At 72.0% G+C, this 19,012-nt stretch carries 20 protein-coding genes; 10 read left to right on the top strand and 10 right to left on the bottom strand.

The annotated features are described in order from the left end of the window. Positions 1-165 precede the first annotated feature (165 nt). Positions 166-1,407, top strand: a complete 1,242-nt coding sequence (serB, locus tag P3T34_RS28845) for a phosphoserine phosphatase SerB (RefSeq protein WP_280668948.1) — start codon at positions 166-168, stop codon at positions 1,405-1,407. Between the two features lie 40 nt (positions 1,408-1,447). Here the strand turns inward: serB and P3T34_RS28840 are convergent, their stop codons facing one another. The 3 genes from P3T34_RS28840 to P3T34_RS28830 form a co-directional block, all read right to left on the bottom strand. Continuing rightward, on the bottom strand, positions 1,448-1,975 hold the full coding sequence (locus tag P3T34_RS28840) for a histidine phosphatase family protein (protein ID WP_280668947.1): 528 nt from the start codon (positions 1,973-1,975) through the stop codon (positions 1,448-1,450). 121 nt (positions 1,976-2,096) lie between these two features. Then, positions 2,097-2,219, bottom strand: a complete 123-nt coding sequence (locus tag P3T34_RS28835) for an SGM_5486 family transporter-associated protein (protein WP_280668946.1) — start codon at positions 2,217-2,219, stop codon at positions 2,097-2,099. A 72-nt stretch (positions 2,220-2,291) separates the two neighbouring features. Next, complete coding sequence (locus P3T34_RS28830) at positions 2,292-3,581, bottom strand: MFS transporter (RefSeq protein WP_280668945.1); 1,290 nt, start codon at positions 3,579-3,581, stop codon at positions 2,292-2,294. 125 nt (positions 3,582-3,706) lie between these two features. On the opposite strand from P3T34_RS28830, the gene P3T34_RS28825 reads away from it, so the two are divergent. Next, on the top strand, positions 3,707-4,426 hold the full coding sequence (locus P3T34_RS28825) for an FCD domain-containing protein (RefSeq protein ID WP_280668944.1): 720 nt from the start codon (positions 3,707-3,709) through the stop codon (positions 4,424-4,426). 57 nt (positions 4,427-4,483) lie between these two features. Here P3T34_RS28825 and fabI read toward each other — a convergent pair whose 3' ends face one another. Together fabI and fabG are read right to left on the bottom strand one after the other, a co-directional pair. Further along, positions 4,484-5,251 carry an enoyl-ACP reductase FabI gene (gene fabI / locus P3T34_RS28820; RefSeq protein WP_280668943.1) on the bottom strand — a complete coding sequence of 256 codons (768 nt, stop codon included), beginning with the start codon at positions 5,249-5,251 and terminating at the stop codon, positions 4,484-4,486. A 1-nt stretch (position 5,252) separates the two neighbouring features. After that, positions 5,253-5,972, bottom strand: coding sequence for a 3-oxoacyl-[acyl-carrier-protein] reductase (gene fabG, locus P3T34_RS28815; protein ID WP_280668942.1), 720 nt, complete (start codon positions 5,970-5,972; stop codon positions 5,253-5,255). 276 nt (positions 5,973-6,248) lie between these two features. Here fabG and P3T34_RS28810 point away from each other — a divergent pair, with 276 nt between their 5' ends. The 6 genes from P3T34_RS28810 (at position 6,249) to P3T34_RS28785 (ending at position 12,081) form a co-directional block, all read left to right on the top strand. Continuing rightward, a complete protein-coding gene (locus P3T34_RS28810; protein WP_280668941.1) occupies positions 6,249-7,400 on the top strand; it encodes an MBL fold metallo-hydrolase in 1,152 nt (383 codons plus the stop codon). Between the two features lie 128 nt (positions 7,401-7,528). Further along, on the top strand, positions 7,529-9,082 hold the full coding sequence (locus P3T34_RS28805) for a TldD/PmbA family protein (protein ID WP_280668940.1): 1,554 nt from the start codon (positions 7,529-7,531) through the stop codon (positions 9,080-9,082). Next, a complete protein-coding gene (locus P3T34_RS28800) occupies positions 9,082-10,479 on the top strand; it encodes a metallopeptidase TldD-related protein (RefSeq protein ID WP_280668939.1) in 1,398 nt (465 codons plus the stop codon). Before P3T34_RS28805 ends, P3T34_RS28800 begins: the two co-directional genes overlap by 1 nt. A 2-nt stretch (positions 10,480-10,481) precedes the next feature. Next, on the top strand, positions 10,482-11,033 hold the full coding sequence (locus P3T34_RS28795) for an RNA 2'-phosphotransferase (RefSeq protein ID WP_280672472.1): 552 nt from the start codon (positions 10,482-10,484) through the stop codon (positions 11,031-11,033). Positions 11,034-11,183: 150 nt separating this feature from the next. Further along, the gene (locus P3T34_RS28790) at positions 11,184-11,570 is read left to right on the top strand and encodes a DUF3099 domain-containing protein (protein ID WP_280668938.1); all 387 of its coding nucleotides are present in this window, start codon (positions 11,184-11,186) and stop codon (positions 11,568-11,570) included. Positions 11,571-11,847: 277 nt separating this feature from the next. Next, positions 11,848-12,081 carry a hypothetical protein gene (locus P3T34_RS28785; protein WP_280672470.1) on the top strand — a complete coding sequence of 78 codons (234 nt, stop codon included), beginning with the start codon at positions 11,848-11,850 and terminating at the stop codon, positions 12,079-12,081. 19 nt (positions 12,082-12,100) lie between these two features. Here P3T34_RS28785 and trxA read toward each other — a convergent pair whose 3' ends face one another. The 5 genes from trxA to P3T34_RS28760 all read right to left on the bottom strand — a co-directional run bounded on the left by trxA (position 12,101) and on the right by P3T34_RS28760 (position 17,077). Then, complete coding sequence (gene trxA, locus P3T34_RS28780) at positions 12,101-12,427, bottom strand: thioredoxin (protein WP_280668937.1); 327 nt, start codon at positions 12,425-12,427, stop codon at positions 12,101-12,103. 126 nt (positions 12,428-12,553) lie between these two features. Next, positions 12,554-13,543, bottom strand: a complete 990-nt coding sequence (moaA, locus tag P3T34_RS28775) for a GTP 3',8-cyclase MoaA (protein ID WP_280668936.1) — start codon at positions 13,541-13,543, stop codon at positions 12,554-12,556. A gap of 82 nt (positions 13,544-13,625) precedes the next feature. Continuing rightward, positions 13,626-15,191 carry a cation acetate symporter gene (locus P3T34_RS28770; protein ID WP_280672468.1) on the bottom strand — a complete coding sequence of 522 codons (1,566 nt, stop codon included), beginning with the start codon at positions 15,189-15,191 and terminating at the stop codon, positions 13,626-13,628. 89 nt (positions 15,192-15,280) lie between these two features. Next, a complete protein-coding gene (locus P3T34_RS28765) occupies positions 15,281-15,670 on the bottom strand; it encodes a DUF485 domain-containing protein (protein ID WP_280668935.1) in 390 nt (129 codons plus the stop codon). Positions 15,671-16,033: 363 nt separating this feature from the next. Then, on the bottom strand, positions 16,034-17,077 hold the full coding sequence (locus P3T34_RS28760; protein ID WP_280668934.1) for a zinc-dependent alcohol dehydrogenase family protein: 1,044 nt from the start codon (positions 17,075-17,077) through the stop codon (positions 16,034-16,036). A 145-nt stretch (positions 17,078-17,222) separates the two neighbouring features. On the opposite strand from P3T34_RS28760, the gene P3T34_RS28755 reads away from it, so the two are divergent. Beyond that, on the top strand, positions 17,223-18,215 hold the full coding sequence (locus tag P3T34_RS28755) for a DEDDh family exonuclease (RefSeq protein WP_280668933.1): 993 nt from the start codon (positions 17,223-17,225) through the stop codon (positions 18,213-18,215). Between the two features lie 33 nt (positions 18,216-18,248). Next, a complete protein-coding gene (locus P3T34_RS28750; protein ID WP_280668932.1) occupies positions 18,249-19,010 on the top strand; it encodes an SDR family oxidoreductase in 762 nt (253 codons plus the stop codon). Positions 19,011-19,012: the final 2 nt, after the last annotated feature.

The raw sequence follows: 19,012 nt of genomic DNA, 5'->3' as shown, positions 1-19,012 counted from the left end.
TGAAATCGCCTCTGACGGGGGGTAATCATTCCAGCTCCCGGTGAACGGCGGAAAGTCGACCCCGTGGACTGTGACCAGGCGGCAACGTTGTCACCATCTGTTAACCGTCCACGGGACGGACACCCATGAGCGGGCGGGCGTGTGACCGGTAGCGTGGTCCACACCATGAACACCACTCCCCCGCAGCCCCGGACTGCCGACGACGAGCGCACTCTGCTGGTCAAGGTGTTCGGCAAGGACCGTCCTGGTATCACCACCGGCCTGTTCGCCACGCTGGCCGAGTTCGGCGTCGACGTCATCGACCTCGAACAGGTGGTCACGCGTGGCCGGATAACGCTCTGCGCGCTGGTGACCCCACCGGCCGGCGGCGCTCCGGGTGCCGAGGGCGCGCTGCGCGCCACGGTGCACCGGTGGGCCGAGGAGCTCAGACTCCAGACCGAGATCATCTCCGGCACCGGCGACAACCGGCCGCGCCGCGAGGGCCGCTCGCACGTCACCGTGCTCGGCCACCCGCTGACCGCCGCCGCGGTCTCGGCGCTGGCCGCCCGGATCACCGAGGCGGACGGCAACATCGACCGGATCTTCCGCCTGGCCAAGTACCCGGTGACGGCCGTCGAGCTGGCCGTCTCCGGTGTGGCGACCGAACGGCTGCGGGCGGCGCTGGCGCTGGAGGCCGCCGTCCAGCGCGTGGACATCGCGGTGGTCGCGGCCGGCCTGGAGCGCCGGGCCAAGCGGCTGGTGGTGATGGACGTGGACTCCACGCTCATCCAGGACGAGGTGATCGAGCTCTTCGCGGCGCACGCCGGCTGCGAGGCCGAGGTGGCCGAGGTGACGGCGGCCGCGATGCGCGGCGAGCTGGACTTCGCCGAGTCGCTGCGGGCCCGGGTGTCACTGCTGGCCGGTCTTGACGCCGGGGTGGTGGAGAAGGTCCGCACCGAGGTCCGGCTCACGCCGGGGGCGCGCACGCTGATCCGTACGCTCCAGCGGCTCGGCTACCAGGTGGGGATCGTCTCCGGCGGGTTCACCCAGGTCACCGACTACCTGGTGGAGCTGCTGGGCCTGGACTTCGCCGCGGCCAACACCCTGGAGGTCGAGGACGGCCGGTTCACCGGCCGGGTCACCGGGGAGATCGTCGACCGGGCCGGCAAGGCCCGCTGGCTGACCCGGTTCGCCGAGCAGGCCCGGGTGCCGCTGGAGCAGACGGTGGCGATCGGCGACGGGGCGAACGACCTCGACATGCTGAACGCGGCCGGGCTCGGGGTGGCGTTCAACGCCAAGCCGGTGGTCCGCGAGGCCGCCGACACCGCCGTCAACGTGCCGTTCCTTGACACCGTGCTCTACCTGCTGGGGATCACCCGCGACGAGGTCGAGGCGGCGGACGAGCTGCACGGCACGCCGCCGGAGTAGCAAGCCCTGGGCCGGGGGGAGCCCCCGGCCCAGGGCTCTCTCAGTCCTGCGGGGGCACGTAGAACGAGACCAGCCGGGCCACGCCCGGCTCGACCGACTTCCAGGATCCGTCGAAGGCCAGCACCGCGACGGACGCGGTGGGGAAGCCGCCCTGGCGCAGCCGGGCCAGCTCGTCGCCCATGCTCTCGTCGCCGGCCAGCACCTCGGTCAGGTTCTGCACCCCCGGGTTGTGGCCCACCAGGAGCACATCGCCGACCTCGTCGGGGGTCTCCTTGAGCACCTCGATGATCTCGCCGGCCGAGGCATCGTAGATCCGATCCTCGAAGACGATCTTGTGCGGGCGCTCCGGCAGCTCGTGCGCGACCAGCTTCCAGGTCTCCCGGGTGCGCAGCGAGGTGGAGCAGAGCACGTAGTCGGGGGCGATCCCCGAGTCGGCCAGCCAGCGGCCGGCGGCCGGCGCCTGATGCCGACCGCGGTCGGCGAGCGGGCGCTCGTGGTCGGCCACCTGGGGCCAGTCGGCCTTCGCGTGCCGGAGCACAATGATCCTGCGGGACGTGTCGACGCTCATTGCGTCAGCTTCGCAGAAAACGCGGACGGTGGCGCGGCGCTCCGGTCGGCCGCCACTCTCAGGAGTGGCGCCCTGACCGGACGTCAGCCGCGTGGCCGTCCACGCGGGCCCGGCTGCGGGCTCAGCCCATCGACTGGGCGATGGTGGCGATGATCGAGACGACGACGACGATACCGAGGATCAGGCCCATCAGCTGGAGCAGCTTCTTCTGGCCGTTCGGGGGATTGGGTTCGAGAACAGGCATAACGGGAGTTTCGCACCTCCACACACTCCCCCGGCTCCCGGGGTCGCCCCTTTGGCCTCTCCTTGACCGGTCCTACGCGACCTCGTCCTCGATGTGCCGGGCGCGGGCCGCGCGCAGGCCGATCAGCAGCTGCGGGACCAGCAGGACGGCCAGGAAGCCGAGCGGCAGGTACCAGCCGCCGGTGCCCTGGTAGAGCATGCCGATCAGGATCGGGCCGGGGATGGAGATCAGGTAGCCGAGACCCTGGGCGAAGGCGGAGAGCTGGGCCACCCCGCCGCTGGTCCGGGCGCGCAGGCCGATCATCGTCAGGGTGAGCGGGAAGGCGCAGTTGGACAGGCCCACCAGGACCGCCCACAGCCAGGCACCCCCGGCGGGCGCGATGGCCAGGCCGAGGTACCCGGCGATGCCGAAGCCGGCCAGCGCCACCACGAACGCCCGCTGGTCGGTGCGCCGGGCCGCCCACTGCGGCAGCACGAAGGAGACCGGCACGCCGATCGCCATGGTGACCGCCAGCAGCAGGCCCGAGGTCGCGGCCGAGAGCCCGGCGTCCTGGTACATCTGCGGCATCCAGCCCATCGTGGCGTAGGCGCTGGTGGCCTGCAGACCGAAGAAGCAGGCCAGCGCCCAGGCGGTCCGGCTGCGCAGGATCGGCAGCTTGGCCGCGGCCGGGGCAGCGGCGCCGGCGGTCCGCCGGCCGTCGCGGCGCAGCACCAGGGTGACCAGCCAGAGCAGCACGGCCAGCGCGCCGGCCACCGCCCAGACGCCCAGGCCGACCCGCCAGCTGCCGCCCAGCGCCTTGGTCAGCGGCACGGTGACGGCAGCCGCCAGCGCGGTACCGGCCGACAGGGACATCGAGTAGAGGCCGATCATCGGGCCGACCCGGTCGGGGAAGTAGCGCTTGATCACCACCGGGATGAGCACGTTGGAGACCGCCACCCCGGCCAGCGCGAGCGCGGTCAGCAGCAGGAAGACCGCGGTACCGCCGGCGAAGGAGCGGGCCAGCAGGCCGGCGGTGATCGCGCCCATGCCGGCCGTGACCACCACCGTGGGGCCGAAGCGGCGGGAGAGCGCGGGGGCGGCGAAGCCGAAGAGCGCGAAGCAGACCGAGGGCACGGCGGTGAGCAGCCCGGCGACGGCGGCGCTCATCCCGAGGTCGGCGCGGACCCGTTCCAGCAGCGGCCCGAGGCTGGTGACCACCGGGCGCAGATTGAAGGCGGCCAGCGCGATGGCGGCCGCCAGCAGCCAGCCCAGCGCTCGGGCGTGCCGTTCGGGGCGGGCCTCGGGGGTGGTTGCGGGTGCGGGAGCGGACGCGGGTGCGGAGGTGGTCACCGGCTCGGTGGGGGTGGTTGCTGCTGTCGCCATGAGCATCATCATAGAATGATGGGATGAATTAGTGAACCAGGGATCACCAGGGATCCCGACCGAACGCCCGCGCAGGGGGAGGAAGATAGTGCCTGGCACCTCCACCCTCACGACCAAGGAGCACCATGACCCTGTCCTCGCCCCGGCGCGCCCCGCTGGCCGATCAGGTGATCGCCCAGCTGCGGGCCCAGATCATCTCGGGCGAGTGGCCGGTCGGCTCACGCATCCCGACCGAGGTGGCGCTGGTCGAGCAGCTGGGGGTGGCCCGCAACACGGTCCGCGAGGCCGTCCGGGCACTGGCGCACAACGGGCTGCTGGACATCCGCCAGGGCTCGGGGACGTATGTGCTGGCCACCAGCGAGCTGGCCGGCGTGATGCACCGCCGCTTCCCGGACGCCGAGCAGTCGCAGGTCGCCGAACTGCGCTCGGCGCTGGAGGCCTCCGCGGCGGCGCTGGCCGCCGCCCGGCGCACCGACCGGGACCTCGAGCTCATGGAGGCGGCGCTCGCGCGGCGCGAGGAGGCCTGGTTCGGCGGGGACCCGGAGGTCTTCGTCCAGGCCGACGCGGCCTTCCACCAGACCGTGGTGGCCGCCGCCCACAACGACGTGCTGGCCGTGCTCTACGCGGACCTCGGCGAGGTGCTGCGCGCGCACCTGCGCCAGGACGTCGGCCCGGTGCTCTCCCCCGACCGCTATATCGGGCACGACCAGATCCTCGCGGCGATCCGGGCCGGCGACGCGGCGACGGCCTCGATGGAGTCGGCGGACGTGATCGGCGCCTGCGGCCGGGCCGACGCGGCCGTACGGTCCGCGCCCGCGCCCGCAGCCACGCCCGCGGAGGACTGACGGCACGCCGCAGCCCCGGCCACCCGTAGGCGGCCGGGGCTGCGAGGAGCGGGCGGGTCAGGCGCCGATCGCGTGCAGACCGCCGTCGACGTGGACGATCTCGCCGGTGGTCTTCGGGAACCAGTCCGAGAGCAGCGCGACGACGCCGCGGCCGGCCGGCTCCGGGTTGGAGATGTCCCACTTCAGCGGGGAGCGCTGGTCCCAGGTGGCGGCCAGGTCCTCGAAGCCCGGGATGGACTTGGCGGCCATCGAGCCGATCGGGCCGGCCGAGACCAGGTTGACGCGGATGTCGCGCTCGCCCAGGTCGCGGGCCAGGTAGCGGGAGGTGGCCTCCAGCGCGGCCTTGGCCGGGCCCATCCAGTCGTACTTCGGCCAGGCGAACTGCGCGTCGAAGGTCAATCCGACCACTGCGCCGCCGTCCTGCATCAGCGGCAGGCAGGCCATCGTCAGTGCCTTCAGCGAGTACGCCGAGACCTGCATGGCCGTGGCCACCGACTCCCACGGCGTGTTCAGGAAGTTGCCGCCGAGGGCGTCCTGCGGCGCGAAGCCGATCGAGTGCACGACACCGTCCAGCGTCGGCAGCACCTCGCGGACCCGGTCCGCCAGCGAGTCGAGGTGCTCGCTGTTGGAGACGTCCAGCTCCAGCACCTGGACCGGCTTCGGCAGGCGCTTGGCGATCCGCTCGACCAGCGAGAGCCGGCCGAAGCCGGTCAGGATGATCTCCGCGCCCTGCTCCTGGGCCAGCTTGGCGGTGTGGAAGGCGATCGAGGACTCCAGCAGGACGCCCGTGATCAGGATCCGCTTGCCCTCAAGAATTCCGCTCATGTCAGTGACCCATGCCCAATCCGCCGTCTACGGGAATGACGGCTCCGGTGATGTACGCCGCCTCGTCCGAGGCGAGGAAGCGCGTGGTGGAGGCGATCTCGGCAGGCGTGGCGTACCGGCCGAGCGGCACTCCCGCGACGATCTCCTTGCGGCGCTCCTCGCTGAGCACCGCGGTCATGTCGGTGTCCACGAAGCCGGGCGCGACCACGTTGACGGTGATGTTGCGCGAGCCGAGCTCGCGGGCCAGCGAACGGGCGAAGCCCACCAGGCCGGCCTTGGAGGCCGCGTAGTTGGCCTGCCCCGGCGAGCCCAGCAGGCCGACCACCGAGGAGATCAGCACGATCCGGCCCTTGCGCGCCCGCAGCATCTTCGACGAGGCGCGCTTGACCACCCGGAAGGTACCGGTGAGGTTGGTGTCGAGCACCGAGGTGAAGTCGTCCTCGGACATCCGCAGCAGCAGGGTGTCCTTGGTGATGCCGGCGTTGGCGATCAGCACCTCGACCGCGCCGTGCTTCTCCTCGATCTCGGTGAACGCCGCGTCCACCTGAGCGGTGTCGTTGACGTCGCAGCGGACCGCGAGCACGTCGTACTTGGCGAGTTCGGCGGGCACCTCGCCGGAACGGCTGGTGATGGCGACCTTGTCACCCGCCTCGGCGAAGGCTTGGGCGATGGCGAGGCCGATGCCCCGGTTTCCTCCGGTGACGAGAACCGAGCGGCTCAACGATCCACCTCTCCCTTAGTCGTGGTCCCAGTAGTGGGAACGTACGCACTGTGACGCTATCGGTCGGGTCCGGACCACGACGAATCCAGCTTCCACAGGTGATCCGGTGCGGTTCTGTGGCCTTCCGACAATTGCGGTCGACCGGCTCCGCCTGCCTAACGGATCGGGGGTACCCTCCGCCGGGGAACAACCGGGCAGACCGTACCCGTTGCCTTCTCGGTGCGCAGACCCCGCGCCCCACCCCACCACGCGACCACTAGCAAGGGCGGATCCCCGATGAGCGAGGCAAACCCCCGGGCCACCAGGAGTCGGAGCCGGCTGCTCACCCTGACCGCGCTGGCCGCCGGAGCAGGCGCGGCGACCTGGGCGCTGCGGGACGTCCCGGCGGCCTTCGGCCGACGGCCCGACGCCGAGCGCGACGCCCGGATCCGGACCTCCCCGCAGTACGCCGACGGCACCTTCCACAACGCCCCCTCCCAGCTGGCCCGCGCCTCGGTCGGCATGCCGAGCGTGGACCGCTCCACCGTGCGCCGGATGCTCTTCGAGCGCGAGGGCCGCACCCCCGTGCGCCCGGTGCCGACCGTGCGCTCCGGCGACGACCCGCGCCGGCCGGCCCCGCAGGGCGTGGAGATCACCTGGTACGGCCACGCCTCGGCGCTGGTGGAGATCGAGGGCGCCCGGGTGCTGCTCGACCCGATGTGGAGCGACCGCTGCTCGCCCTCCGCGCACCTGGGCCCCAAGCGGCTGCACCCGGTGCCGGTGGAGCTGGAGGAGCTGCCGCCGGTGGACGTGGTGCTGATCTCGCACGACCACTACGACCACCTGGACATGGACACCGTCCGGCGCCTGGTGCGCAGCCAGTCCGCGCCGTTCGCCGTGCCACTGGGCATCGGCGGCCACCTGCGCCGCTGGGGCGTGCCGGAGCACCGGATCATCGAGCTGGACTGGAGCGAGACCTGCACGCTGGGCGACCTGACCGTCACGCTCACCTCCGCGCACCACTTCTCCGGCCGCGCGCTGACCCGCAACACCACGCTCTGGGGCTCCTGGGTGATCGCCGGGCCGACCCGCAAGGTCTTCTACACCGGCGACTCCGGCTACTTCGAGGGCTATGCGGCGATCGGCGCCGAGCACGGCCCCTTCGACGCCTCGCTCGTCCAGATCGGCGCCTACGACGAGGCCTGGGCCGACATCCACATGACGCCCGAGGACGCGGTGCTGGCACACCGGGACCTGGGCGGCGGGCTGCTCGTCCCGGTGCACTGGTGCACCTTCAACCTGGGCCTGCACCCGTGGGCCGAGCCCGTCGAGCGGCTGCTCGCGGAGGCCAAGGCGCAGGGCGTGGCGGTGGCCGTGCCACGCCCGGGCGAGCGGGTCGACGTCGCCAACCCGCCCGAGCTGGAAGGCTGGTGGGAGGGGCTGGCCTGACGGGCCGCCACGCGGGGCCGCAATCGGCTGGCCGAAACGGGAACGGCAGGACATGATGCGGTGCGGGCCACCCTCCCCGCAGTGGCCCGAGTGGCCCGTACCGCCGATCCTCACCTCCAGGGAGCCCGATGCCGCCGACATCCCGCAGCGCCTCGCCGGCCCAGCACGCCGTCGACCCGCTCTTCCTCGCGCTGCCGCTGCGGCAGCTGGCCGACGCGGCGCTGAGCCGGGCCAGAGAGCTGGGCGTCACCCATGCCGACTTCCGCTGCGAGCGGGTCCGCAGCGCCGCCTGGCAGCTGCGCGACGCCCGGCCGAGCGGCAGCTCCGACACGGTCCAACTGGGCTTCGCGGTACGGGTCCTGGTGAACGGCGCGTGGGGCTTCGCGGCCGGCGTGGACCTCAATCCGCAGGCCGCCGCGCTGGTGGCCGAGCAGGCCGTCGCGGTCGCCCGGCTCTCCGCCGAGGTGAGCCGGGCGGCCGGAGGAGGAGACCTCGTCGAACTGGCGGACGAGCCGGTGTACGCCGACGTCAGCTGGGTCTCCTCCTACGAGATCAACCCCTTCGACGTCCCCGACGCCGAGAAGACCGCGCTGCTGGCCGACTGGAGCAGCCGGCTGCTGGCCGCCGAGGGTGTCTCCCATGTGGACGCCTCGCTGCTGACGGTGCAGGAGAACAAGTTCTACGCCGACACCGCCGGCACCATCACCACACAGCAACGGGTGCGGCTGCACCCGGAGTTCGACGCCACCTCGGTCGACGAGCGGACCGGCGCCTTCGAGTCGATGCGCACCGTGGCACCGCCGGTCGGCCGCGGCTGGGAGTACCTGCACGGCACCGGCTGGGACTGGCAGGGCGAGTTGGATCGGCTGCCCGAGTACCTGGCCGAGAAGGTCAAGGCGCCCAGCGTCGAGGCCGGCCGCTACGACCTGGTGATCGACCCCACCAACCTCTGGCTCACGATCCACGAATCGATCGGCCACGCCACCGAGTTGGACCGCGCGCTGGGCTACGAGGCCGCCTACGCGGGCACCTCGTTCGCCACCTTCGACCAACTCGGCACCCTCAAGTACGGCTCCGAGCTGATGCATGTCACCGGTGACCGCACCGCCGAGCACGGCCTGTCCACCATCGGCTACGACGACGAGGGGGTGGCCACCCAGTCCTGGGACCTGGTCACCGGCGGCATCCTGACCGGCTACCAACTGGACCGCCGGATGGCGAAGTTGAAGGGCCTGGGCCGCTCCAACGGCTGCGCCTTCGCCGACTCCCCCGAGCACGTCCCGGTGCAGCGGATGGCCAACGTCTCGCTGCAGCCCGCCGCCGACGGCCCGGACACCGAGGGCCTGTTCGCGGGCGTCGAGCGGGGGCTCTACATCGTCGGGGACCGCTCCTGGTCGATCGACATGCAGCGCTACAACTTCCAGTTCACCGGCCAGCGCGCGTACTTGATCCGGGGCGGACGCCTCGCCGGACAGGTGAAGGACTTCGCCTACCAGGCGACCACCACCGACTTCTGGGGCTCGATGACCGCGGTGGGCGGCCCGCAGACCTATCTGCTGGGCGGTGCTTTCAACTGCGGCAAGGCCCAGCCGGGCCAGGTCGCGGCAGCCGGACACGGCTGCCCGTCGGCGCTCTTCCAGGGCGTCTCGGTGCTCAACACGCAGCAGGAGGCGGGTCGCTGATGTCCGGTACGAACTCTCCCCACACCCTGGTGGAGCGCGCGCTGGAGCTCTCCCGGGCAGACGGCTGCGTCGTCCTGGTCGACGAGAGCACCACCGCCAACCTGCGCTGGGCCGACAACGCGCTGACCACCAACGGCGTCACCCGCGGGCGCCGGCTGACCGTGATCGCCACCGTGGACGGCTCCGAGGGCACCGCCTCCGGCGTGGTCGCCCGCGAGGCGGTCACCCTCGACGACGTCGAGGAGCTGGTCCGCGCCGCCGAGGCCGCCGCCCGCGCCGCGGGACCGGCCGAGGACGCCCGGCCGCTGGTGCTGCCTGCCGGGCCGGCCTCCGCGGAGTTCACCGGCGAGGCGGCCGAGACCTCCATCGACGTCTTCCGCTCCTTCGCCCCCGCGCTCGGCTCGGCCTTCGCCCGGGCCCGCTCGGCCGGCCAGGCGCTCTACGGTTTCGCGCAGCACGAGCTGACCTCGACCTACCTGGGCAGCTCCAGCGGCCTGCGACTGCGCCACGACCAGCCCACCGGCACGGTCGAGTTGAACGCGAAGGCCGCAGGATCGTCGGCCTGGGCCGGTACCTCCACCCGGGACTTCCGCGACGTCGACGTCGAGGCGCTGCACGCCGGGCTCGGCGAGCGGCTCAGCTGGGGCAAGCGCCGGATCGACCTGCCGGCCGGACGCTACGAGACGCTGCTGCCGCCCACCGCCGTCGCGGACCTGATGATCAGCCTGCACTGGGCGATGGGCGCCCGGGACGCGGTCGACGGCCGGACGGTCTTCAGCCGGCCCGGCGGTGCCAGCAAGCTCGGCGAGCGCCTGGCCCGACTCCCGCTGACGCTGCGCTCGGACCCGGCCGAACCCGGTCTGGAGAGCGCGCCGTTCCTGCTGGCGCACTCCTCGGACGCCGACACCTCGGTCTTCGACAACGGCCTGCCACTGGGCCCGACCGACTGGATCCGGGACGGCGAACTGGCCAACCTGATGACCAGCCGGTACACCGGCGCGCTGACCGGGCTGCCGGTGCGGCCGGGCGCCGACAACCTGGTGCTGGAGGGCGCCGACCAGGCCGGCGCCCCGACGCTGGCCGAGATGGTGGCCGGCACCGAGCGCGGGCTGCTGCTCACCTGCCTCTGGTACATCCGCGAGGTCGACCCGGCCACGCTGCTGCTCACCGGCCTCACCCGGGACGGCGTCTACCTGGTCGAGGACGGCCAGGTGGTCGGTGAGGTCAACAACTTCCGCTTCAACGAGTCCCCGGTGGACCTGCTGAGCCGGATCACCGAGGTGGGCCGCACCGAGCGCTGCCTGCCGCGCGAGTGGGCGGACTGGTTCACCAGGGCGGCGATGCCGCCGGTCCGGGTGCCCGACTTCAACATGAGCTCGGTGAGCCAGGCCTCGTGACGATGGACGAGAAGCGGACCGTCAAGGCCTCCAAGCGGCTCTCCCGGATACTCCGGCACGACCCGGGCTCGGTGGGCGTCACGCTGGACGAGGCCGGCTGGGTCCGGGTGGACACCCTGCTCGCCGCGCTCTCCAAGCACGGCGGCGGGCTGAGCCGGGAGCAGCTGGACCACGTGGTGGCGACCAACAACAAGCGGCGCTTCAGCTACTCCGAGGACGGGCACAGCATCCGGGCCAGCCAGGGGCACTCGGTGGAGGTGGACCTCGGTCTCACCGCCACCGAGCCCCCGGCGGTGCTCTACCACGGCACCGCGGAGCGCACGCTGGGGGCGATCTGGAGCGAGGGGCTGCGGCCGATGCGCCGTCAGGACGTCCACCTGTCGGCGGAGTCCGCGACGGCCCTCAACGTCGGCGCCCGGCACGGCCGACCGGTGGTGCTGCAGGTCGACGCGGCGGCGATGAGCGCGGCCGGGCACCTCTTCCGGGTCAGCGCCAACGGCGTCTGGCTAACGGACGAGGTACCGCCGCAGTACCTGTCCCAGCTGGGGGCCTAGCGCGCTGACCATGCGGAGCTCGGCGCCCCGGCCCACCCGGCGCCGGGAAACGTCGTGCCCCACTCTCGTTCGCCGGACAACTGCGGCGTACCGTGAGAGAACCGGGCGAAATCGGTGTCGCACGGGTGGGCACGAAGGCGGCGGAGACGGATGAGCAGGAACGGCGACGGCAGGCAGGTCTTCCGGATCACCGGGGCACGGACCAGCCTCACGGAGGACGTCAGAGGGCGGCAGCGCCGCTATGTGATCTCAATGCTGATCCGCACCGTGTGCCTGCTGCTCGCGGTCGCGCTGTGGAGCGTCCAGCGGTACGTCGCCTGGGGCGCGTTGGTGGCGGCGGTCCTGCTGCCGTACTTCGCGGTGATCATCGCCAACGCCGGCCGCGAGCGGACCCCCGGCCTGCCGAGCACCTTCGACGTGCCGGCCACCACGCCGCTGATGCTGGGCCCCGGCGGCACGGGCGGCGGCGGGGTGAGCAACCGGACGAGCGAGGACGACCGCGACCGCGACCGCTCCGAGGGGGCCACCGGAAGCTGACTCTCCGTACACAAGCCGCTCAGATCGAGATCTGATCGTCATCTAAGCCTTGTCCGAGATGCCCCAATTCATCAGCTTATGACGGATGAAAACCTCAGGAGAACCTCAAATAAATCATGAAAGACCTAGCCACACCCCGCCGTTCCCGTGACATACTGCGTACGCGCTCCGCATCCCCCGTCGGAGTGACGGACCGACGCCGGGCGGCTCCCCCCGTGGCTGCCCGGCGTCGCCATGTCCGCAGCTGACAACGGGTGAGAGACTGTCGATCATGAGCATCGACTTCTTCGGCACCGCGGCGGACGGCCCGGCCGGACCCCCCAAGTGCTCGGCCAAGGCCTGCCGGACCGACGCCGAGTGGGTACTCGTCTGGAACAACCCCAAGCTGCACACCCCCGAGCGCCGCAAGACCTGGCTGGCCTGCGACGAACACCGCGAGCAGCTCTCGCAGTTCCTGAGCGTGCGGGGTTTCCTCAAAGAGGTCGTGGCGCTGGCCGACTTCACCGAGTAGTGCCCCCGGCCCTCCCCGGCTATGCCTGGATGAAGGCGGCCAGATCCCGCTCGATGGCCGCCTTCGGCTTGGCCCCCACGATGGTCTTGACGACCTCGCCGCCCTGGTAGACGTTCAGCGTCGGGATGGACATCACGCCGTACTTGGCGGCGGTCACCGGGTTCTGGTCGATGTTGAGCTTGACGATCTCGATCTGGTCGCCGTACTCGGCCGCGATCGCCTCCAGGCTCGGAGCGATCTGCCGGCACGGGCCGCACCACTCCGCCCAGAAGTCCACCAGGACGGGCTTGTCGCTCTTCAGCACGTCCTGGTCGAAACTCGTGTCGGTAACGCTCTTGAGCGCCATGTGTGCCTCCAGTGGTGACGGGTCCTGTTGCGCCACCCTGCCAGAACCGCACCCCGATCCGCCCCCCGCCAAGTGGGTGTGTCGGACGAATTACGCATCCTCGCCATCCACCACCTGACGCGGGCGCTAGCCGCCGATGGCGGACATCGGGCGGTCGGGCTGGTGGAACTCCGGGTCGTCGATGCCCGCGCCGGCCTTCTTGCCCCACATCGCCACGCGCCACAACTCCGCCAGCTCGGCGTCCGAGGCGCCGCTCCGCAGGGCGGTTCGCAGGTCCGTCTCGCCTGTCGCGAACAGGCAGTTGCGGATCTGGCCGTCAGCGGTGAGGCGGGTGCGGTCGCACGCACGGCAGAACGGACGGGTGACCGAGGCGATCACGCCGACGCTGCCGGGGCCGCCGTCCACCAGCCAGCGTTCGGCGGGGGCCGCACCGCGCTGGGCGGACGGCTCGGGAGTGAGGGTGAAGCGGGCGGAGAGCCGCTCCAGGATCTCCCCGGCGGTGATCATCTGCGAGCGGTCCCAGCCGTGTTGGGCGTCCAGCGGCATCTGCTCGATGAATCTCAACTCGTAGCCGCGCTCCAGGCACCAGCCGAGCAGGTCGGCGGCCTCGTGGTCGTTGATGCCGCGCATCAGCACGGAGTTGAGCTTGACCGGCAGCAGCCCGGCCGACTCGGCGGCGGCCAGCCCGTCCAGCACGTCCTGGTGGCGGTGGCGGCGGGTGAGGGTGTGGAAGGTGTCCGGATCGAGGGTGTCCAGCGAGACGTTGATCCGGTCGAGCCCGGCCTGCCGCAGCGCGTTCGCGGTCCGGGCCAGCCCGATGCCGTTGGTGGTCAGGGACAGCTCGGGGCGCGGTTCGAGCTCCGCGCAGGCCGCGACTATGGACACCAGCCCGGGGCGCAGCATCGGCTCGCCACCGGTGAACCGCACCTCACGCACACCCAGGTCGCGGACGGCGAGTGCGACCAGCCGGACGATCTCCTCGTCGGTCAGCAGGTCGGGCTTGGCCAGCCACTGCAGGCCTTCCTCCGGCATGCAGTAAGTGCAGCGCAGGTTGCACCTGTCGGTCAGCGAGACGCGCAGGTCCACGGCCTGGCGACCGAAGGTGTCTATGAGCACGGTGCGCGCCTTCCCGGGTTGGGGCTGGCCCGGTCCGCACAGCGACGGGCCGGGCCAGCTTAGACCAACCGAAACCCGCGACTCAGTGCGCGCCTAGACCGGTCAGCGATCGAACTTCCAGTTCAGCGTACTTCGCTGGATCAGTGCTCTGCTTCGAGAGCAGTGATCCGGCCCAGCCGAACAGGAACCCGACCGGGATGGAGACCAGGCCCGGATTCTCCAGCGGGAACCAGTGGAAGTCGGCGTGCGGGAAGAGCGAGGCGGACGTCCCGGAGACCACCGGCGAGAAGATCACCAGGGTCACCGAGCTGATCAGCCCGGCATAGACGGAGCTCACCGCGCCGGCGGTGGTGAAGCGCTTCCAGAACAGCGAGTACAGCAGCGTCGGCAGGTTCGCCGAGGCCGCCACCGCGAAGGCCAGCGCGACCACCGCCGCCGTGTTCAGCCGGTCCGCGAAGATGCTCAGCACGATCGCCACCGCGCCGATCGCCACCGCCGCGAGCTTCGCCGAGCCGATCTCCTCCCGCTCACTCGCCCGCCCGCGCCGGATCACGCTGGCGTAGAGGTCATGGGCGAAGGAGGCCGAGGAGGCCAGCGTCAGCCCGGCGACCACGGCCAGGATGGTCGCGAAGGCCACCGCCGAGATCACCCCGAGCAGCACCGCCCCGCCCATCGAGCCCGCGCCGCCGCCCAGTTGCTGGGCCAGCAGCGGGGCCGCGGTGTTGCCGGCCGCGTTGGAGGCCTTGATCGTCTTCGGCCCGACCAGCGCGGCCGCGCCGAAGCCGAGCGCCAGCGTCATCAGGTAGAAGACCCCGATGATGCCGATCGCCCAGAACACCGACTTCCGCGCCACCCGAGCGGTCGGCACGGTGTAGAAGCGGACCAGGATGTGCGGCAGCCCGGCGGTCCCCAGCACCAGGGCCAGACCCAGGCTGATGAAGTCCAACTTGCTGGTCCCGGTGGCGCCGTACTTGAGCCCCGGCGCCAGGAACGCGTTGCCCTTGCCGCTGGCGTGCGCGGCGGCGCCCAGCAGGCTGGAGGGGTCGAAGTCGTACTTGGCCAGCACCAGGACGGTCATCAGCGCGGCGCCCGCGATCAGCAGCACCGCCTTGACGATCTGCACCCAGGTGGTGCCCTTCATCCCGCCGATCACCACGTACAGCACCATCAGTGCGCCGACTCCGACGATCGTCCAGCGCTTGGCGGCGTCCCCCTCGATGCCCAGCAGCAGGGCCACCAGCGAGCCCGCGCCGATCATCTGGGCCAGCAGGTAGAAGACCGACACCACGATGGTGGAGATGCCGGCGGCGGTCCGTACCGGACGTTGTCGCATCCGGAAGGCCAGCACGTCGGCCATGGTGTAGCGGCCGGAGTTGCGCAGCGGTTCGGCGATCAGCAGCAGCGCGACCAGCCAGGCCACCAGGAAGCCGATCGAGTAGAGGAAGCCGTCGTAGCCGAAGAGCGCGATGGCGCCGGCGATGCCCAGGAACGAGGCGGCGGACATGTAGTCGCCGGAGATCGCCAGGCCGTTCTGCAGGCCGCTGAAGCCGCGCCCGCCGGCGTAGAAGTCGGCGGCGTCCTTGGTCTGCCGGCCGGCCCAGACGGTGATGCCGAGAGTGGCGAGCACGAAGGCGCCGAACAGCGCCATGGTCAGCGTGCGGTGGTCACCGGCGGCGGTGGCCAGCGTGAGGGTCGAGCCGATGCCGGGGCTCGCTGCTGCGTTGGGGGTCGAACCGGTCATTCGCCTGCCTCCCGGGGGGTCACGACGGTCGGGTAGCCGTAGCGTTCGCGCAGCCGTGCGGCCGGCGGGTCGAGCCGCTGGTCCGCGAAGCGCGCGTACCAGGCGGCGATGGCGAAGGTGCTGGCGAACTGCAGCAGTCCGAGCACCAGCGCGACGTTGATGTGCCCGAACAGCGTGGCGGCCATGAAGCCGTGCGCGTAGCAGGACAGCAGCACGTACAGCAGGTACCAGAGCAGGAAGCCGGCGGTCACCGGGAAGGCGAAGCTCCGGAACGAGGACCGCAGGGCGCGGAACTCCGCGCTGTCCTCCGGCTGTTCGACTTCCGAGGGGTCGGTCGTGGTGATGGTGCCGTCCGGGGAGGATCCGGGCTGCGGGGGATGGTCCACTCCATCTCTCCTGACGTCTTCGTGTGACATGCCGCGCGGGCAGGGGACGTTGGGACGGTCCGCGCGGTGTTGCACGGGCGGAACACCGCGATGTGATGGGTGTCACAGTCGCCATGCGTGTCGCTGCATGCTAAAAGCGAGCAGGCAGTTGCGAGCAGTAACCGCCTGCATTCAGCTCACTGTCACTCCGACGCGTTGCGAAACTGGCCGGAACACGCCGGTCACCGGCGTTCTTTGGACATGCCAAAGGGGGCGCCACCCGGATCTGGTAGCGCCCCCTTCGGGGACTTGACCACGCTCAAGCCGCAGTCAACGCGGGCCTCACGCCCGGTGCGACGGCCTCGGGCGGGATCTCCGGCGGGATCAGAACGCGATGCGAACCTTCAGCGCGGAGCGGTTGTCCATGGCGCGGTAGCCGTCCGGGACGCCGTCCAGGTCGACCGTCCGGTCGAAGACCAGACCGGGCTCGATCTTCCCGGCGAGCACGTCGGCCAGCAGCTCGGGGATGTACGCCCGGGCCGGGGCGACGCCGCCGCCGAGGGACACATTCCGGCCGAACATCTGACCGATGTCGACGCCCGCGCTGCCGCCGTGCGGCACACCCACATAGCCGACCGCGCCGCCGTCGCGGGCGATCGAGATCGCGGTGCGCATCGACTCCTCGGTGCCCACCGCCTCCAGGACGGAGTGCGCGCCCAGGCCGCCGGTCAGCTCGCGGACCGCCTCGACGGCCGCCTCGCCGCGCTCGGCCACCACGTCGGTGGCGCCGAACTTGCGGGCCAGGTCGGTCCGGGCCTCGTGGCGGCCCAGGGCGATGATCCGCCCGGCACCCAGCCGGTGGGCCGCCAGCACGCCGCACAGTCCGACCGCGCCGTCGCCGACCACGGCGACCGTCGAGCCCGGCCGCACCTTGGCGGCGACGGCGGCATGGTGGCCGGTGGCCATCACGTCGGAGAGCGCCAGCAGGTGGGGCAGCAGCGCCTGGTCGGTGGCCGCGTCCTTGGGCAGCTGCACCAGCGTGCCGTCCGCGAACGGCACCCGCACGGCCTCGCCCTGGCCGCCGTCGGAGCCGACGCTGCCCCAGAAGCCGCCGTGCGGGCAGGAGGTCTGCAGGCCCTCGCGGCAGAACTCGCAGACGCCGTCGGACCAGACGAACGGCGCCACCACGAAGTCGCCCGGCTTGCAGCCGGCGACCGCCGAGCCGACCGACTCCACGATGCCGAGGAACTCGTGGCCGATCCGCTGCCCGGCCTCGCGGGCCGCGACGCCGCGGTAGGCCCACAGGTCGCTGCCGCAGATACAGGCGTTCACCACCCGCACCACCGCGTCGGTCGGCTGCTGGATCTCCGGGTCCGGCACGTCCTCGATCCGGATGTCGTTGGGGCCGTGGATGACGGTGGCGCGCATGGGGATGTCCTTCGTGGGGAGCGTGGAACGGATTCGTCCGCTTGTACGACCAATCCGCTTCTCACTCTATTCCGGGGCGTTCCGGGCGGCCCTACGAACCCGAACGGCCCATCCCCGGGGGAAACGCCCCTTAAGCTGGTGCACCATGCACGCGTTCCAGCCTCCGGCTCAACCGATCCCCCCGCAGCGCACCAGTGCGCCCGAGGGGCTCGAAGGCCCCGACGGGTACGCGGTGGTCGACGTCGAGACCACCGGCCTGGGCCGCACCGACCGGGTGATCTCCGCCGGCATCTACCGGCTGGACGCGCACGGCGAGGTGCTCGACCACTGGTACACCCTGGTCAACCCGCAGCGCGACCCCGGACCGGTCTGGATCCACGGCCTGACCAGCGCGATGCTGGCCGACGCACCGACCTTCCCGGAGATCGCCGACGAGCTCGGCGCGCGGCTGAGCGGCCGGGTGATGGTGGCGCACAACGCGCTCTTCGACTGGAACATGATCTCCCGCGAGTACTCCCGGGCCGGCCTGCGCGCCCCGGTGGAGCAGCGGCTCTGCACCATGGTGCTCTCGCGCGACCTCGGCCTGCCGCTGCCCAACGGCAAGCTCTCCTCGCTGGCCGAGTACTTCGGCGTCCAGCAGCGCAACGCGCACAACGCGCTGGACGACGCCCGGGTGCTGGCCGAGGCGTTCCGGCCCAGCCTGCAGCTGGCCCGCAGCGGCGGCGTGCCGCTGCCGCTGACCACCTGCGTCGCGGTCACCGACCTCGGCGAGGAGTCCGTCACGAGCGCCGCCGGGCGGGGCGGTTGGAGCTCCTCCTACCGCCCCGCGCGCAAGCGGCCCGCCTGCCCGTACCCCAACCCGGGCCGCTGGCAGGAGGGCAAGCTGCTGGTGCAGGGCATGCGGGTGGCGATCACCGGCGACACCGCCACCGACCGCGAGGTGCTGGAGGACCGGGCGATCGCGGCCGGGCTGCACATCGCCTCCTCGGTGAGCCGGCTCACCAGCCTGCTGGTCACCAACGAGCCCGGCAGCTGGAGCGGCAAGGCCCGCAAGGCGCGCGAGCTCGGCACCCCGGTGATCGGCGAGGACGCCTTCCTGCAGCTGCTGTCGGACGTCGCCCCGCACCCCGGCGCCTGACACCCCTCGTCCCTGATACGGCAGGATGAGCCCATGGATCTTGGACTGCAGGACAGGGTGTACGTGATCACCGGCGCGACCCGCGGCCTCGGGCTGGCCGCCGCGCGCGAGCTGGCGGCGGACGGCGCCCGACTGGTCGTCACCGGGCGCGGGCAGGACAGCGTGGACGCGGCGGTCGAGGCCCTGGGCGGGCCGGCAACCGTCGCGGGCGTGGTCGCCGACAACGCCGCCCCGGACACCGCCGAGCGCGTGGTCGCCACCGCCGTCGAGCGCTTCGGGCGGCTGGACGGCGTGCTGATCAGCGTCGGCGGCCCGCCCGCCGGGCCGGTCCTCACCGCGACCGACGAGGACTGGCGCAGCGCGTTCGACGGCGTCTTCCTCGGCGCGCTGCGGATCGCCCGGACCGCGGCGGCCGCGCTCGGCGAGGGCGGCGTGATCGGCTTCGTGCTGTCCGCCTCGGTGCGCGAGCCGATCGGCGGCCTCGGGATCTCCAACGGCCTGCGCCCGGGCCTGGCGATGGCCGCCAAGTCACTCGCCAACGAGCTGGGCCCGCGCGGCATCCGGGTGTTCGGGCTGCTGCCCGCCCGGATCGACACCGACCGGGTGCGCGAACTGGACGGCCTCGCCGAGGACCCCGCCGCCGCCCGCGCCCGCGCCAGCGCCGCCATCCCGCTCGGCCGCTACGGGACGCCCGAGGAGTTCGGCAGGGTCGCCGCGTTCACGCTCTCCCCCGCCGCCTCCTACCTGACCGGCCTGATGATCCCGGTCGACGGCGGCGCCCTGCGCGGGCTGTAGTC

Origin of the sequence: Kitasatospora sp. MAP12-44 (assembly GCF_029892095.1) — a bacterium.
Lineage (GTDB): Bacteria > Actinomycetota > Actinomycetes > Streptomycetales > Streptomycetaceae > Kitasatospora.
The sequence above is the reverse complement of the archived record's forward strand: the minus strand, read 5'-3'. Positions and strand labels throughout refer to the sequence as shown.